The 15,759-nt window shown below is 68.2% G+C and carries 13 protein-coding genes and 1 pseudogene; 8 read left to right on the top strand and 6 right to left on the bottom strand.

The genetic code is table 11. The features are described from left to right. The first annotated feature begins 92 nt into the window (after positions 1–92). Both GRC12_RS17290 and GRC12_RS17285 read left to right on the top strand, forming a co-directional pair. Positions 93–911: an enoyl-CoA hydratase/isomerase family protein gene (locus GRC12_RS17290; RefSeq protein WP_244373032.1), complete on the top strand. Its 819-nt coding sequence runs from the start codon at positions 93–95 to the stop codon at positions 909–911. Between the two features lie 482 nt (positions 912–1,393). Further along, positions 1,394–2,410, top strand: coding sequence for a LysR family transcriptional regulator (locus GRC12_RS17285; protein WP_208780187.1), 1,017 nt, complete (start codon positions 1,394–1,396; stop codon positions 2,408–2,410). Here the strand turns inward: GRC12_RS17285 and GRC12_RS17280 are convergent. Then, complete coding sequence (locus GRC12_RS17280; protein ID WP_208780186.1) at positions 2,407–3,927, bottom strand: amidohydrolase family protein; 1,521 nt, start codon at positions 3,925–3,927, stop codon at positions 2,407–2,409. The two genes, GRC12_RS17285 and GRC12_RS17280, sit on opposite strands and share 4 nt — an antisense overlap. Positions 3,928–5,136: 1,209 nt before the next feature. Between GRC12_RS17280 and GRC12_RS17275 the strand changes: the two genes are divergently transcribed. Together GRC12_RS17275 and GRC12_RS17270 are read left to right on the top strand one after the other, a co-directional pair. Further along, positions 5,137–5,367 (top strand): hypothetical protein, encoded by a 231-nt coding sequence (locus GRC12_RS17275; RefSeq protein WP_208780185.1) that lies wholly within the window; start codon positions 5,137–5,139, stop codon positions 5,365–5,367. Further along, positions 5,345–5,857 (top strand): DUF6879 family protein, encoded by a 513-nt coding sequence (locus GRC12_RS17270; RefSeq protein WP_208780184.1) that lies wholly within the window; start codon positions 5,345–5,347, stop codon positions 5,855–5,857. The genes GRC12_RS17275 and GRC12_RS17270 overlap by 23 nt, the downstream gene beginning before the upstream one ends. 941 nt (positions 5,858–6,798) lie before the next feature. Here GRC12_RS17270 and GRC12_RS17265 read toward each other — a convergent pair. The 4 genes from GRC12_RS17265 to GRC12_RS17250 all read right to left on the bottom strand — a co-directional run bounded on the left by GRC12_RS17265 (position 6,799) and on the right by GRC12_RS17250 (position 11,050). Further along, a complete protein-coding gene (locus tag GRC12_RS17265) occupies positions 6,799–7,620 on the bottom strand; it encodes a carbohydrate ABC transporter permease (protein ID WP_208780183.1) in 822 nt (273 codons plus the stop codon). Continuing rightward, positions 7,617–8,564, bottom strand: coding sequence for a carbohydrate ABC transporter permease (locus GRC12_RS17260; protein WP_208780182.1), 948 nt, complete (start codon positions 8,562–8,564; stop codon positions 7,617–7,619). The genes GRC12_RS17265 and GRC12_RS17260 overlap by 4 nt, the downstream gene beginning before the upstream one ends. Before the next feature lie 11 nt (positions 8,565–8,575). Next, on the bottom strand, positions 8,576–9,961 hold the full coding sequence (locus GRC12_RS17255; RefSeq protein ID WP_208780181.1) for an extracellular solute-binding protein: 1,386 nt from the start codon (positions 9,959–9,961) through the stop codon (positions 8,576–8,578). A gap of 141 nt (positions 9,962–10,102) precedes the next feature. Continuing rightward, complete coding sequence (locus GRC12_RS17250) at positions 10,103–11,050, bottom strand: carbohydrate kinase family protein (RefSeq protein ID WP_208780180.1); 948 nt, start codon at positions 11,048–11,050, stop codon at positions 10,103–10,105. A 158-nt stretch (positions 11,051–11,208) separates the two neighbouring features. On the opposite strand from GRC12_RS17250, the gene GRC12_RS17245 reads away from it, so the two are divergent. The 3 genes from GRC12_RS17245 to GRC12_RS17235 are packed head-to-tail and all read left to right on the top strand — an operon-like array spanning position 11,209 to position 14,552. Further along, positions 11,209–11,970 (top strand): DeoR/GlpR family DNA-binding transcription regulator, encoded by a 762-nt coding sequence (locus GRC12_RS17245; RefSeq protein ID WP_308286567.1) that lies wholly within the window; start codon positions 11,209–11,211, stop codon positions 11,968–11,970. Beyond that, positions 11,967–13,337, top strand: coding sequence for a 6-phospho-beta-glucosidase (locus GRC12_RS17240; RefSeq protein ID WP_208780178.1), 1,371 nt, complete (start codon positions 11,967–11,969; stop codon positions 13,335–13,337). Before GRC12_RS17245 ends, GRC12_RS17240 begins: the two co-directional genes overlap by 4 nt. A 60-nt stretch (positions 13,338–13,397) precedes the next feature. Beyond that, complete coding sequence (locus tag GRC12_RS17235; RefSeq protein WP_208780177.1) at positions 13,398–14,552, top strand: glycoside hydrolase family 76 protein; 1,155 nt, start codon at positions 13,398–13,400, stop codon at positions 14,550–14,552. Here GRC12_RS17235 and GRC12_RS45625 read toward each other — a convergent pair. Continuing rightward, positions 14,548–14,842: pseudogene (locus GRC12_RS45625) on the bottom strand (hypothetical protein); the annotation flags it as partial. The gene GRC12_RS17235 and the pseudogene GRC12_RS45625 overlap by 5 nt on opposite strands. A 55-nt stretch (positions 14,843–14,897) precedes the next feature. Here GRC12_RS45625 and GRC12_RS17230 point away from each other — a divergent pair. After that, positions 14,898–15,759, top strand: an 862-nt coding sequence (locus tag GRC12_RS17230) for a lytic transglycosylase domain-containing protein (protein ID WP_308286566.1), incomplete at its 3' end; no start/stop codon positions are given.

The raw sequence follows: 15,759 nt of genomic DNA, 5'->3' as shown, positions 1-15,759 counted from the left end.
CGTGCACCGACTCGGAGTTCGAGCTCCTCCAAGCGCGCCGTTACGACGATCGGTGAACACAAATAACCAATGGTTTGGAAGGGATGACGCCCATGACATCACCGGTCCGCATCGAGTACGAAGGTGATGGCGCCCTCGCGGTAGTCATACTCGACAATCCACCACTGAACCTCTTCAACGAGGTGGTGTTCACCGCATGGGAGCAGGTCGTCGACGAACTTGCTGCCGTCACCGACCCGGCGCGTCGGGGTCGGGCCCGGGCGGTGCTGGTGGAGGCACGGGGCAAGGTCGTCTCCGGTGGCGTCGATGTGGCGCTCTTCGCCGAGATCGTGGAAAGCCCCACTGCCACACAGCGTGCCGGGACCCTGTTCAAGCGGCTGTTGCGGATCGTCGAGACACTGGAGGACCTGCCGGTCCCCACGCTCTTCGCCGCACACGGGCTCACCCTCACGGCGGCCTTCGAGATCGCTCTGGGGTGCGACATCCTGCTGGCCGCCGAGACCGCCTCGTTCGGGCTGGTGGAGAGCATCATAGGGCTGACGCCCTCGATGGGAGGGCCTCAGCGTCTGGCCGAGCGCGCCGGGCCGGCCAGAGCCAGAGAGCTGGTCTACACCGGACAACGCTATCCGGCAACGACCTTGGAGCGCTGGAACGTGGTGAACCGCGTCCTGCCCGATGAGGACTTCCCCGAAGCGGCGCGGGAGTTCGCGCGCAGCCTTGCCGCGGGCCCCACCTGTGCCCACGCGGCAACCAAGCGGTTGGTCACCACAGCGGTCCGCGACGGGGTGCGGGCCGCGGATGACGCCGTGCCGCCGGTTTCCTCTGCCCTGTTCGCCACGGACGACCTGCGCCACGCGGTCGCCTCGTTCCTCCGAGACAGCCCCGGCAAGGCGACCTACACAGGCGAATGACCTGCTAGTGATCAGCCTCGGCTCCCGGCGCGGTGGTCCTGCGGGGCAAGCGGCGCGTCCGCGACTACCGCCGGGTGTATGGCCCGGCACCGCAACACCCCTGAAGGCCGCTGGCACTGGTAACCACCAGAACCGCGCCGACACCTTCCGGCCAGTACGAAGGACCCGCGGCAGCCGAGATGACGCGAGTTACCAAAGTGGGCCTGCCCCGCCCACCACGCGGCAGGCAAAGGTGGCTGTGGCGAGCTACCGGTTCCTACTCATCCCTGCAAGCCCATTACTCAGGAAGCGCTTCACCAGCGGTCTTAGCCGTTGGTGCACAACGAGCCGTTGAGGGTTGGGACAGCGGGCCGGCGAGACGGGCCGAGCCCACTGAACCGGGAGCAACAACGTCGACCAACAGGCGCTCAAGGAGCGTTTCGAGCATAGCCGCGTACATCGGTCCTCGGACCCCGGAAATACAGCGATGAAAGAGGTGAACCGTGTCCTCTGTCGATGTTGATACGGCGCGGCAGGAACTGGCTCGGCTAGCGACCGTGGACTTGAACTTGCTGGTCTCGCTACAAGTGCTGCTCGCAGAACGGAGCGTGACGCGAGCAGCGAAGCGGATCGGACTGACTCAATCCGCCATGAGTCACAGCCTCAGGCGCTGTCGCAAACTGTTCAACGACGAGTTGCTCGCCCGGGTCGGCCCGTCGCTGCAGTTGACACCGCGGGGCGAGTCGCTGCTCGGACCCTTGACCGAACTGCTAACTCGGGTAGACCAGGACATCCTTGGCAACACCCGGTTCAACCCGGAGAGGGCTGTTCGCCGTTTCCGGGTTGCTCTCGCCTCCTCCACGGCGGTCGTGCTCCTTCCGTCCCTGCTTCGCCGGCTGGCTGCGGAGGCTCCCGGTGTCACCGTCCAAACGTCGCCACTGGTCGAATCGGGAACATTCCACGAGCGGCCGGACGTGGACCTGACACTGCTGCCCAGCAATATCGCGTCCCCGCTGCGCCGGAAGCGGCTCTTCACCGACGAGTTCGTCGTGGTCAGTGGTCGGAACGGCCCAACCTTCGACGGCGATCCCACAGTGTCCGATCTCCGCCGATGCCCGCATGTCGTGTGCGAGGTCGACGGCTGGACGCCGCCCTATCTGGCCATGGAGAGTCAGGGGCTGGAATGGGTGGTGCGCGGTCAGGTGCACGACTGCCTTCAGCTACCCGTGTTGTTGATTGGGCTGGACGACTGCATCGCAGTCGTCCAGAAGTCGCTTGCCCGACAGTTCGCCGACGTCGGGCTGGTCCGCACGTGGCCGCTGCCGATCGAGGTGCCGGCGTGGGGGGTCGACATGGTCTGGAATCCGCGGGGCGCGCACGATCCTGCGCGAGCCTGGTTCGAGAGCAGACTCGTTCTCGCTGCCGCGGTGGACGAGGATCGGCCGACCGGATTGGTATTGAGTAGCGGTCCGCCGCGTCGACAGACCGCAGCCGTCGGCGCGACGGTTGCCGATACCTAGACCAGAGGCACGTGCTTGCCGCTTCGCGCGAAGAGGCCATCACGCGCGGTCTCCACCTCGCGCGCGAGTTTGCCCACATCCACACCGACGAGGCGTCCCGCCCACTTTCGCGGGACGCCGTCCACCAGGACATGCTCGACATTACTGGTGTCCATCAGTGCCACGACCGCCTGGGCGGCCGAGTTCAGCGGCATTGTGTTGATCGACCTCGCATCAAGGACGACCACGTCCGCGCGTTTACCCGGAGCGAGACTGCCGATGCTGTCGAGGTGAGCGGCGGCGGCGCCGGCACTGGTGGCCGACCGGAGCAGCTGTGCTGAAGTCAGCAGCGCAGGGACGTCACTGTCGCCCGCGAGGGCTCGGGTATGGATCTCGTGACGCTGTGAGGTGAATGCGCTACGCATGACGGTGAACATGTCGCTGGCCATGTTCGTTTCGACGTCACTGCTCAAGCTCGGAAGAATGCCGTGGTCGAGGGACTGCTGGAACGGCGGGAGTCCTTGTCCCATCGACAACTCGATGGGCGCAGCGATCGACACGGCACCTCCGCTGTCCGCGATGTATTTAAAGGAGATGTCGTCGAAGTCGGTGCAGTGGATGAAGGTCATATGGGGTCCGAGGATCCCCTCCTCGCGCCCCCGAGCAATCGCTTCGGCCCCTGCCTCGCTGCGTGCGTGCGCTATGACGTTCAGGCCGTGCTCGCGCCCTGCTCGCCAGACAGCGACGTCGGGGTTGCCTCCGAGAGCAAGGGTGACCAGTTGATCGTCGGAACCGAAGTACTCGGCACGTACGCGGGGCAGATCATCCCAGTCGGTCCACTCGGCGGCCATCCCTCCCCAGTACGTGAACACCGCGCGCAGGCCGCTCTCCTGAAGACCGGCGATGATCCCGTCCCGGTGTGCCGGTGTCGGTTGGTAGTGCGAGGTATCGACGGTCGTCGTCACACCCGCGTTGAGCTGCTGCAGGGCGGCCACCAGCACGGCAAGCTGGACGTCCTCCGGCTGGTGCGCCGCATCCAGACTGTCCGGTCCAACGGTGATCGTATCCACGTACGCGTCGAACCCGCCGTCGGCGATCAGCGCGCGACCCAGTGTGTGGTACATGTGCATGTGGCTGTTCACGAAGCCGGGCAACAGGATCTTGCCTTTGGCGTCGACGACCTCGGCGCCGACGGCGCGGTCGTCGAGATTCTCCCCGACCGCCGCAATTTTTCCGTCTTCGATCAACACGTCACCGACAGCGAGGTCGCCGACCTCCGGATCCATCGTCAGCACGGTGCCACCGGATATCAGGATGCGAGCGCCTTGAGGTGCCGGGGATACTGCGTTCACGTGTTCATCTCCGTCATCTGGGATGGGTGAGGATGTGCGTAGCGGCGCTTGGTCGACTCTCCCGTCCCGGCGATCGATCGCCGGAATCGCATCAAACGGCGAAATCCCGTGGCGCGACTCCGAGAAGACCGTCTTCGTTTCCAGGTAGGGAACCAACCCTGCGCGCTCGATTCCGTACTGCTTCAAACCCGAAAGTGAAAACAGGCCGCATTCATATATCGGTACAGTCGGTCATGCTGACATCAAGCAATTCCCTCTTGGCAGGAGCGAGTTCGGGCGGCCGAAGGAAGCAGCATCGCGTTACCATTACACGCTATTGATATGAGCGACAATATCCATGCCAGATGCCATCGTCCAATGAATGTTTTGAGCCAGCACCATGAATCCGGTGCATGAAGTCATCCCACAAAAATCAGCAACCGCGAGAACACAAGGGTCCGGCCCACCTGTCCAAGACCGACACGCCCAACCCGCAACGCCCGGTACAGTGCACACTGCACGGGCCACGATCGAGGAGGCCGGTGAGTCCGCGGTCGCCGTGGTCGGAGACGTCCGTCAGGAGGCCCCTGTCGAGTGTGCGGTCGCCACCGCGGTCGACCGGTCCGGCGGCGTCGCAATCTGCGCAGTAACGCCAGCGCCCTCGCTGTACGGGGCACCGATGCAGGAGGGATGCGTTCTCGCGCTCTGAGTTGCAGCACGGCCGTTGCGTGCTGGCGGCGCGACCGGTAGCGATGGTTTGTGGCAGCGATGTTGGTCCGGCCTGCTTGACGCATTCGTCCGATGGCGAGGTTGCGCGAAGTGGCCATGACACGGGTGCGGTGCCCGTGCGACTCGGTTGAGGCGTCCTCGCCGTAGGCGACGTCTCTGACAGGGTGGAGGACTTCAACTGACCAGTGGTTTTGTGCGATTTGGGCGAGTTGCGGCACACTGGCCTGCTACGGCGCAGGCTGGTGATCGCGCAGACGGTCTTTGTCTCGACCTTGCCGGTCTTGCGGTGAGTAAGGCGGCGCTTGATCTCCATGGCCCGGCCGGCCTGGGGGAAGAGCAGGCCGGGCTGGAGGGTGCAGGCTTCTAGGCCGGCGAAAATCGCGGCGACCGCGCCTGGCCGGGTCGTGCGGGCCTGCAGAGCCCAGCACACCTGCACGTGACCTTGCGGCAGCGAAGGCCAAAACTGCTGATATCAGTGCTCCAACTGCCCCACAAACAACGCGCCCAACCACGAACTGTTGGTCAGACGACTCGGATCGAAGCCACATCCCCCCTCCCGCCGACCAGGTCACCCGCGTGCGCTCTCCAGCCGAAGTTCTGGCAAGTTTGGGCAAGTTCCTCGCTCGGCCGCCCCGTCGAGGGCAAGCTCTGGCACAGGGATCCTTACCGGCACCCGAGGAGGACATCATGACCCTGCGCAGGCTCGGCAAGGACCCGGAGAGCCCGAGTGGCGGCTCGCCCACCATCTACCTCGACGAGGAGAAGGACAGCTACCTCGTGCAGGGATGGAAGGTGGAGGACGCCGAGCGCCTCGGGCAGTTGGACATCCCCGGCCACGAGTCGGTGGTGGAGATCCCCCGGCGCATGGTGCAGTTCTTCCTGGAGGTGAAGAGGGATGATGAGGCCCCCGACGTTTGAGGAGCTGTTCCGCGACTGCCAGAGGACGGCTGTCCATCTGGAGATGCGCGACGCCTACATGAAGTCGGACCCGGCCTTCATCGACTGGAAGGCTGGCGTGGTCCTCGACCCCGCAGAGTGCTGGGCGGACTGGCACGCCATCGTCATGGAGGCGACCTCGCGCGGCGTCGAGGTGCGACGCGCGCGCGTCGTGTCGACACCGGTCAGCGAGTACATCCGCTTCGAGCACGAGGTGACGGAGGGGCTGAACATCGCGGCTGGCGAAGGAGTGCGGTGGCTCTCGCGGCGCTCCGCGACCGACATCGCGCTTCCGGGCAACGACTTCTGGCTGTTCGACTCTCACCTCGTCCTCGTCAACCATTTCGACGGCGAGGGCGAAAACATGGAGGTCGAGCTCACCGAAGACCCCGAGGTGGCGAAGCTTTGCGAGTCGGCCTTCGAGGCCGTGTGGCAGCGCGCGACGCCCCATGCGGCCTTCGAGCTGTTCTGACATCCCGAGCAGCACGGCCGCACCGACATGACATCGCCCTCTTCGAGCCTCCAGGAAGCCCGCAAGGCGCTCGGACAACGTCTGGCCGAAATCCGAAAGACAGCCGGACTCACCAAGCGAGCGTTGGCCCAAAGCCTGGGCTGGCACGAACCACTGGTTCCGGCAGAAGGAGAAGGCGCAGTTGACGAGCGTCCAGCGGTGGCGAATCGCGCGATCGGTGCGTACCTGGAGGTCTACCCAGCCGACTCAAGTTCATCTGGCCCTGAGGCCCTAGAACGCGTCGGCCCGTGTCGCCGGCCAACATCCGGGCGGCAAGTGCTCGCGCGGCGGCCTCGTGTCCGGCAACAGTGCCCGCTGGGTGGACGGTGAGGCCCAGTTCGTCGAGTGCCGGTGGAAGGAGGTCGGGGACGTCGTAATCCGCCTCCGCGCGTGTGCACGCGGCCAAGATCCGCAGGGCAGGACTGTCGAGGCCTGCAACGAGTGCATCACAGGCAGCGGTGACGACGTCGGTTGCGTGGATCTCGCCCATGTTCCAGACGACGGCATGGTCCTGTAGGGCGGTGGCTGCTGCTTCGGTCGAGGTCACTCGCTCATGATTGCCTTCATCTGTTCAGCGGCCATTTCCAACAGCGCCCGCGCGAAGTCCGTGTAGGGAATCATGGTCTTCGCATTGAGTCCGACGACCTCGGCGAGGTGGAGGGGGTCGGGGCCATGGGAGAGGGCTTCTTCGAGCTGCCGGTCGACGCGCAGCCGTTGCAGAGCGGCGGCCTGGCCGCGAAGCGGTGTGGTGGCTCGTGCCCACTCTCAAGGCCGCCGGCGAGCAGGCAATGGTGTCCCACGTATGCTCATTCGCCATGCGACCCGGCGCTACCGCTGGGACGGCCGCCCACCACCAAACGCCTGATCGGTGTCGTCAGTCATACCGCCCACACCACTGTGCGTCACCCCTTGACCGCACCGGAGAGCATGCCCGCGATGAAGTGCCGTTGCAGGAAGACGTAGAGGGCGACGACCGGCAGGGCGACGATGATGGACGCGGCGGCCAGCAGCGAGTACTGCGTCGTGTGCTCGCTCTGGAAGAACGCCAGGCCCAGTGGGGCGGTGCGCTTGTTCTCGTCGGTGATCATCACCAGCGGCAGCAGGAACTCGTTCCACGTCCACATGAACACCAGCATCGCCATGGTGAGGAGGGCGGGGCGACCGACGGGGACCAGAATCCGCCACAGGATCCGCCAGTCCGAGGCGCCGTCGAGCCGGGCGGCCTCAAGGATGCTGACCGGTACCGAGCGGAAGAAGTTGCGCATCCAGAAGACGCCGAAGGCGAGGGACTGGGCGGTCTGCGGGAGGATCAGCGCCCAGTAGGAGTCGGTGAGTCCGGCGCCGCGCAGGTTGAAGTACAGCGGGATGACGAAGGCCTCCGGCGGCACCATCAGTCCGACCAGGGTGACGTAGAACAGCAGCTGCCGTCCCGGGTAGGTGAAGTGCGCGAAGGAGAAGCCGGCGAGGATCGCCAGCACCCCCGTCATCAGGACCACCACCACGGCGACCAGGACGCTGGAGCGCAGATACGCGGCGAAGTGACCCTCGTTCCACGCGGTGGCGAAGTTGCCCCAGTCCAGGCTCTTCGGCCAGGTGAAGGACGGCGAGGACTGCGCGGCCGGAGTCAGTGCGGACGTCACCACGCCGAGCAGGGGGACCATGGCCAAAACGGCGAAGACCGTCAGGACGGCGTAGTTGAGCAGGCGTTCGCGACCCGAGATCACGTCCCGTCCTCCTTCGGCTGGAGCTTGGTGATCAGGATGGTGACGATCAGGATCAGCACGGTCAGGACGACGGCGATGGCGCAGGCGGAGCCGACCTGGCCCGTGCCGAAGGCCCGGTTGTAGACCTCGAACGCGGGCAGGCTGGTGGCGTTGCCCGGGCCGCCGTGGGTGGCGACGTACACCAGGTCGAAGGTGCGCAGCGCGGCGATGACGGTGAGGGTGAGCGCCACCGTGATCTGCCCGCGCAGCCCCGGCAGGGTGACGGCGAAGAACTCCCGTACCACGCCCGCTCCGTCGATCCGGGCGGCCTCGTAGAGTTCGGCGGGGATCTGGCCGATGCCCGCGGTGAACAGCACCAGGCACAGGCCGATCTCCAGCCAGGTCCCGATGAGCCCGACGGCGGGCAGGGCGGTGGAGAAGTCCCCGAGCCAGGGGCGGGTCACGGCCTTCAGGCCGATGGTTCGCAGGGCGGTGTTGAGGATGCCGTCGGGGGCGTAGATGGCCGTCCAGGCGGTGGCGGTGACGACCATGGCGACGACCTGCGGCAGGAAGATCAGGGCGCGGAAGAACGACACGCCGCGCAGCCGGGAGGCGCGGGTGGTGACGGCGGCGAGCAGCAGGGCGAGCACGATGGGGAAGACCGCGAAGAAGAGGATGAGGACGAAGGAGTGGAGGAAGCCGGCGCGCAGCTGGGGATTGCGGGCGATCTCCGTGTAGTTGGCGAGTCCGGCCCAGGTGGAGGCGGACACGCCGTCCCAGTGGTAGAGGGAGATCTGCACCAGCTGGCCGAGCGGGACCAGCAGGAACGCGGTGAGGACGGCCAGGGCGGGCAGGGCGTAGAGGTAGCCCTTCCACTGGATGCGGCCGCGGCGCCGGGCCGGACGCCCACTGGGGGCGTCGGCCCGGCGGTTGCGGGCCGTCGGGCGGGGTGCGGTGACAGCCATGGGGGACGGCCCTACTTGCTCTGCTGGAACGAGGCGTAGTCGGACTGGAGTTGGTCGGTGAACTTCGCGGGGGTCAGTTGACCTGCCGTCAACTCCTGTACGCCGGCGGTGAGCGTGTCGTAGAAGGTCGGGGTGGTGTAATCGAGGTAGGGCAGCAGGCCGTCCTTCTGGCTGACCGCCTTCCACTCGTCGAGGACACCGGCGTAAACGCTGTCGGCGGCGGGCTTGTGGTCGGCGGGCGGCAGGGCGGGGAGGTTGCCGTGGTCGGCGGAGACCTGCATGCCCTGTTGGTCGACGAGGAAGTTGATGTAGGCGGCGGCCACGTCCGGGTGCTTGGACTTGGAGGTCACGGCCCAGGCGAGCCCCTCGCCGCCCTGGGTGAGTGGAGGCTGCCCGGCGGCGGGGCTGAGCGCGGTGAAGCCGACGTTCTGCTTCATCTTGGGCTCGACGACGGCTGCCTGCCAGGTGCCGTCCACGAGGAACAGCGCCTTGCCCTGGGCGAAGGAAGCCACGGCCTGGTCCTCGCTCTGGCCGTTGAAACCGGAGCCGAGGTAGCCCTTGTCGGCCCAGCTTCGCAGCGTGGTCGCGGCTTTCAGGGTGCCGGGGTCGGTCCACTTGGCGCCGCCTGTGTTGAACACGAGTTTGCGGACCCCGTCCTTTCCGGCGGTGGCGGCCTGGATCACACCGAAGATGTGGATGCCGGGGCTTTTGTCGGCGTCCCCGTAGGAGATGGGCTGCAGGCCCGAGGCCTTCGCCTTGGCCAGCGCCGTCTCGAACTCCTGGAGCGTCGTGGGCACGGACAGACCGAGGGACTGCAGCTTGGCTTTGTTGTAGTAGATGCCGACGATCTCGCCGGTCTGGGAGACGCCGTAGAGGTTGCCGGTCTTCCAGGTCTTGCCGTCGGCGCTGAACCGGTTGAGGTCGAGCAGCTGGGAGGGGAATGAGGTGTTCCAGCCGTAGGTCTTGGCGTAACGGTCGACGGGCTGCAGCAGCCCCGCCTTCACGAAGGCGCCCATGTCGGGGTAGCCCTGGTTGGCTTGGACGACGTCGGGCGGGTTGGCGGAGGACAGGGCGAGCTTGAGCGTTGTCTTGAGGTCGGAGAAGGACCGGGAGACGCGCTTGATGGTGACGTTCGGGTACTTCTGCATGAACGCCTTGTTGAGCGCCGCGGTGGAGGCGTTCGTGCCCGGGTCGGTGTTCTGGTCCCACTCGGTGAGGGTGACCTTCCCGGCCTTGGCGGGATCCGTGGAGACGGGTTTCGCGCTGTTGTCCGTGCTGTCGGCGGACGAGCCGCCGCTGGGTCCGGGCGCGCAGGCGGCCGCGGCTGCGGTCAGGCAGGCGACGGTGAGCGCGGCGGCGATGCGGCGGTGCCGGTGAGGGCGCGTTCTGACGCTCATGGGTGCTCCTCCTGGTGCTGACGGGTGGGGTCCTGGCAGGGCATGAGGGGATGCGGAGCGGATGGCGGGCAACGGCCTGGAGCCGACCGGGACGACGGGAGGAGGGACAGGTGGGGGGCGGGTGGCATCCGCCGCGGTGCGTCAGCGGGCGGCGGCCTCGATCAGCGCCCGGTCCTCTTCCGGCACGTCGGGCACACGGTGCAGGAACTCGCGGATGGCGCCCCAGCGCGGCGCGCTGCTCGCCCCGCCGAGTGTGCGCACCGACAGGGAGGCGCAGATGCCGGCGAATCTGAGCCGGGTGGCGAGCGGCCAGTCGCGCAGCACGCCATGGATGAGGGCCGCGGTGAAGACGTCACCGGCGCCGGTGGGGTCGGCGGCGGTGACCTGCGGGGCGGGGACGCGGACCAAGTCGCCGGTGGCGCGGTCGAGGGCGAGCGCGCCGTTCGGCCCGTCGGTGACGACGACGTCGGGGACCAGGTCGGCGAGGACCTTGACAGCCTCCTCCACGGTCGCGGTGCGGGTGTAGCTCATCGCCTCGACAGCGTTGGGCACGAACAGGTCGATCTCCTTCAGCCGAGTGAGGACGTCCGGCGACCACTCGCCGGTCGGGTCCCAGCCGACACCGCCGACCACGCGGGTACCCCGGGCGCGCAGTTCGGCCACCCAGCCGGGCAGCGGACGGGCGATGCCGAGGTGCAGCGCGCGGACGTCGGGGCGTTCGCCGTGCCAGGTCTCGGGGCGGCGGGCGCCCTCCTCCTCGTACGTGATGAAGGCGCGGTCGTGCTCGTTCGTCACGGCGACGGTGACGGGAGTGCGGACGGCGGGGTCGCGGCGCAGCCAGGTCAGGTCCAGGTTCTTCTCGGCGCCGAGTTCGGCGGCGAGGTGCTCGCCGAAGAGGTCGGTGCCGATGACCGCGAACAGCCCCGTGTGCAGGCCCAGTCGAGCGGCCGCCACGCAGCGCGTGGCCGTGCCTCCGGCGGCGACGGCGAAGCGGTCGGCGTAGACCTCGCTGCCGGGCGTGGGCAGGTGCGGGGTGCCACCGAAGACCAGGTCGCAGAAGACCTCGCCGGCGAAGACCACATCGAGCACGAGAGCGCCTTTCTTTGCGTCCGGAACGTCCCGAGGGGCCGCCATCCGGTTGCTCAACTATGAGCATCGCCGCCATCTCATGACAAGGTTCGGTCAGTAACGTGATTGTTTCCGCTTCCGTATGACCGATGTCAGTCATCCGGTGTTACGGTCACCGCGTGACTTCGAGCAAACGGCACGCGAGGATCGTGGATTCGCTCAGGGCTACGGGCGTCGCCTCGGTGCGTGAGCTGGCCGAACGGCTGCAGGTGAGCGAGTCGACCATCCGGCGCGACCTGAAACAGCTCGACCGCAACGGCGAGCTCGTCCGCACCTACGGGGGCGCCGCGTTGGCCCTGCGCGCCCCCTCCGACGAGGAGCCCTTCGACGTCTCCGCCTCGCACGACAGGGCGATGAAGGAGGCGATGGCCGAGCAGGCCGCCGAGCTGGTCGCGGACGAGAGCGTGGTCGTGCTCGACATCGGCACGACCACGCCGCTGATCGCCCGCCGGCTGCGCGGCCGCCCGGTCACCGTCATCACCAGCAATGTGGCGGTGCTCGACGAGCTGCGCGACGACGAGGCCGTGCGGCTGGTGATGCTCGGCGGAGTCCTGCGCCGCAACTACCAGTCCCTGGTGGGCTCGCTCACCGAGCAGGCGCTGCGCCAGGTGAGCGCCGACGTGCTGTTCCTCAGCTGCACGGGAGTGCGCCCCAACGGCCACGTGGTGGACAACATGGCCGTCGAGGCCCCCATCAAGCAGGCGATGATCGAGGCCGCCAGCCGTGTGGTCCTCGTCGCCTCGGAGACCAAGTTCCCGGGCTCGGGGTCCCTGCGGCTGTGCTCGCTGTCCGACGTCGACGTTCTGATCACGACCGGGGGCGCCGATCCCCGGACACTCGAGCTCTGCCGCCAGGCGGGCGGAAAGGTGATAGCCGCATGAAGCTGACCGTCCTGGGCGGTGGCGGATTCCGTGTGCCGTACGTCTACCAGGCCCTGCTGAACGACCAGGGATCGCCACGGATCGACGAGGTGTGGCTGTACGACACCGACGCCGGCCGGCTGAAGGCGATGACCGAGGTCCTCGCCCAGTTCGCCGACGGGTTTCCCGACGCGCCGCGGGTCTCGGCCACCACGTCGCTCGACGAGGCGCTGGAGGGCTCCGACTTCGTCTTCGCCGCCGTCCGCGTGGGCGGGCTCGCGGCCCGGATCTGCGACGAGCGGGTCGCGCTCGACCTGGACGTCCTGGGTCAGGAGACGACCGGCCCGGGCGGTCTGGCGTACGGGCTGCGCACGATCCCGGTCATGCTGGACATCGCGCACCGGGTGCGGCGACTCGCCCCGGACGCGTACGTCATCAACTTCACCAACCCGGCGGGCATGATCACCGAGGCCATGCAGAGCGTCCTCGGCGATCGGGTGCTCGGTATCTGCGACACGCCGTCCGGCCTGGGACGACGCATCGTCGCCTCGCTCGGACTCGACCATGCCAGGGCCCAGTTCGACTACGTGGGCCTCAACCACCTCGGCTGGATGCGGCGGGTGCTGCACGACGGCGAGGACGTCCTCCCCCGGCTGCTCGCCGACGACGAGCGGCTGGGCGGTCTGGAGGAGGGCGTCGTGTTCGGCCGCGAGTGGCTGCGCGACCTCGGGGTGATCCCCAACGAGTACCTGTACTACTACTACTTCAACCGGGACGCGGTGCGGTCCATCCTCGACGCGCCGCAGACCCGGGGCGAGTTCCTCGCCCGGCAGCAGGCCGCGTTCTACGAACGGGTCACCGAGGCGGCGGCCGGCGCGGCGGTGCCGCTGTGGCGGGAGACGGTGGCTAACCGCAGCGCCAACTACATGGCCGAGGCCAAGGGCACGGTCCAGGGCGAGGCCGAGGCGGAGGAGGGCTTCACGCCCGACCCTGCGCATCAGGGCTATGCGGGCGTCGCTCTCGCCGTCATGGCCGCGATCAGCCGTAACGAGCGCGCGACGATGATCCTCAACGTGCGGAACGGCTCGACGGTGTCCGCGCTGCCGCAGGACGCGGTCGTCGAGGTGCCGGTCACCGTCGACGCGAACGGCGTCCACCCGCTGTCCATCACCCAGCCCGGCCTCCACCAGGCGGGCCTGATGCAACAGGTCAAGGCGGTCGAACAGCTCACGATCAGCGCCGCCTTGACCGGTTCCCGCTCCGACGCCGTCAAGGCGTTCTCGCTCCACCCCCTGGTCGACTCGGTGACCGTGGGCCGCCGTCTGCTCGACGGCTACGTCGACCGCGTCCCCGAGGTCGCGGCGGTCTTCGGAGCCGGCGGGCGTTAGCACGGCCCGCCGGTCACCTGGTCCAGCACATCGGCATCACCCCTCGTTAGGAGTACCGACATGCCAGTACGGACCCGAAGAACATGGAAGGCCGCGGGCGGCGTGGCCTGCGGAGCGATCCTCTGCCTGCTGGCGGCGACCGCCCCCGCGCAGGCCGTCACCGTCCCCCCGACGACGCAGGGTGCCGTGACCACAGCACACGACAAGGCCTCGGCGGCCGTCGAGGCCATGATGGGCTTCTACGACGAGAGCACCGGCCGCTTCGACTCCGACGCCCCATGGTGGCAGTCGGGAAACGCCCTCCAGGCACTGCTCGACTACATGGTGAAGACCGGCTCGCGCGCCTACCTGCCCGAGGTGAAGAACACCATCGCGCTGCAGCGGCAGCCGCTGCCGTGGTGGCCGCAGGGCGGCGGCGAGTTCAGGGCGGACTCCACCGATGACACCGGCTGGTGGGCGCTCGCCATGGTCCGGATGTACGACCTCACCCACGACCGCCAGTACCTGGACATCGCGAAGACCGACGAAGCCTATATGCGCCAGTACTGGGACGACACCTGCGGCGGCGGGATCTGGTGGGACCTGCCCGGCAAGACGTACAAGAACGCCATCAGCAACGAGCTGTACCTCAAGCTGACCGCCTCACTGCACAACCGGATCCCCGGTGACACGGTCTACCTCGCCCGCGCCCGCCAGGCGTGGGCCTGGTTCAGCGGCACCGGCATGATCAACACAGATCACCTGGTCAACGACGGCCTGAACACGCAGGGCGGCGGCTGCGACAACAACGGCGGCACCACCTGGACGTACAACCAGGGGGTCGTCCTCGGCGGCCTCGCCGAGCTGTACCGGGCCACCCACCGGCCGGATCTCCTCGCCGAGGCCCGGCGGATCGCCGACGCCGTGATCACGAGCCCGTCGCTGTCGCCGGGCGGAATCCTCACCGAGCCCTGCGAACCTGCGGGCTGCGGCTCCGACGGGCCGGCCTTCAAAGGCATCTTCGCGCGCAACCTCGCGGAACTCGACGCCCTGCTGCCCGGCCACCCCTACCGCGGGTATCTCGCCGCCCAGGCACGCTCCGCCTACGCCTACGACCGCAACGGCTCCAACCAGTACGGGCTGAGCTGGTCCGGGCCGTTCGACACCGCAACGATCGCGCGCCAGGAGTCGGCCGTGTCGCTGCTGACCGCCGCGCTGCCCGGCACGCTGCCGTAGGGGGGTGCCCAGCGGGTCCTTGGAAGCGCCGGGTCGCATGGCGTATGAGCATACGGAGTGTGACGATCGCGGCGGACAGGCAGAGGTAGAAGTCCACGACCCGGCTGCCCTTCTCGGTGCGCCATCGTAACGGCCGTGACGGCGGCGGGGCGTTGACGCGTCCGCGTGGGGGTGCCCGGTCGTGGCGGTTGGCCCCGGCCGGACATGCCGAGCGGCACGCCAGTGCCCTCGGTGGCCACCGAGCGTTTCAGAATTCGCGGCGCTGCTGCAACACCGACGGACGTGCCGCCCATCCCCGTAGAGCAGTCGAGAGCAGCTCACCGCTCATGGAGAGGGGATCGGGACGTGGCAGAGCAGAGGGGCAGACGCGTCACGGTTACGGCGGTCGCGGCGGCGGCGATGGCGGCGCTGACGGCGTCGCAGGCGCCGGCGGCGACCGAGGCGCGGGCCGCCGTGCCGGTCCGGGAGACCGCGGAGCACGGGCCGAGTGTGTCCGGTGACACTCCGTACCGCACGGATCTTCCGCCCCTCACACGCAGGCACAAGGGCACGGGCACGGCATCGGTGGCGACGGGCGGCGCGGTCCCCGCCACCGTCTTCGCCGCCTACCGGCACGCCGAGGCCGAGCTCGGCCGCACCACTCCCGGCTGCGGGCTGCGCTGGCAGTTGCTGGCCGCGATCGGTCAGGTGGAGTCGGCGCAGGCGGGCGGTGGGCGGGTGACCTCCGACGGAACGACGGTGACGCCGATCCTGGGTCCGCGGCTGGACGGCGGTGCATTCGCCGTCGTGCGGGACACCGACGGTGGCGCGTACGACGGGGACGCTGTGTACGACCGGGCGGTCGGGCCGATGCAGTTCATCCCGTCGACGTGGGCGCGGTGGGGTGCGGACGGGAACGGCGACGGGCGGTCCGACCCCGACAACGTCTTCGACGCGGCGCTCGCTGCGGGGCGGTATCTGTGCGCGGCCGGGCGGGACCTGTCCGAGGCCGCCGGGCTGGACCGCGCGATCCTCGGCTACAACCACTCGGCGGCGTATCTGCGGACGGTGCGGGCCTGGTACGCGTACTTCCTGGAGGGGCATCGGGTGGTGCCGGACCGTTCGACGAGTACGGCGGATCCAGCGGTACGGACCTCGACGGGCCCCGAGCACTCGCGGCCGCAGCCGACACCGAAACCGTCCCCTCGCCCGGGCACCACCCCTTCCC

The sequence above is a fragment of the Streptomyces griseorubiginosus genome (genome assembly GCF_017614965.1).
GTDB classification, from domain to species: Bacteria; Actinomycetota; Actinomycetes; order Streptomycetales; family Streptomycetaceae; genus Streptomyces; species Streptomyces griseorubiginosus_B.
The sequence above is the reverse complement of the archived record's forward strand: the minus strand, read 5'-3'. Positions and strand labels throughout refer to the sequence as shown.

Coding starts and splice junctions, on each gene's coding strand:
- GRC12_RS17240 (WP_208780178.1), top strand. CDS start 11,967: ATGAAGCTGACCGTCCTGGGCGGTGGCGGATTCCGTGTGCCGTACGTC.
- GRC12_RS17260 (WP_208780182.1), bottom strand. CDS start 8,564: ATGGCTGTCACCGCACCCCGCCCGACGGCCCGCAACCGCCGGGCCGAC.
- GRC12_RS17270 (WP_208780184.1), top strand. CDS start 5,345: ATGATGAGGCCCCCGACGTTTGAGGAGCTGTTCCGCGACTGCCAGAGG.
- GRC12_RS17235 (WP_208780177.1), top strand. CDS start 13,398: ATGCCAGTACGGACCCGAAGAACATGGAAGGCCGCGGGCGGCGTGGCC.
- GRC12_RS17275 (WP_208780185.1), top strand. CDS start 5,137: ATGACCCTGCGCAGGCTCGGCAAGGACCCGGAGAGCCCGAGTGGCGGC.
- GRC12_RS17290 (WP_244373032.1), top strand. CDS start 93: ATGACATCACCGGTCCGCATCGAGTACGAAGGTGATGGCGCCCTCGCG.
- GRC12_RS17255 (WP_208780181.1), bottom strand. CDS start 9,961: ATGAGCGTCAGAACGCGCCCTCACCGGCACCGCCGCATCGCCGCCGCG.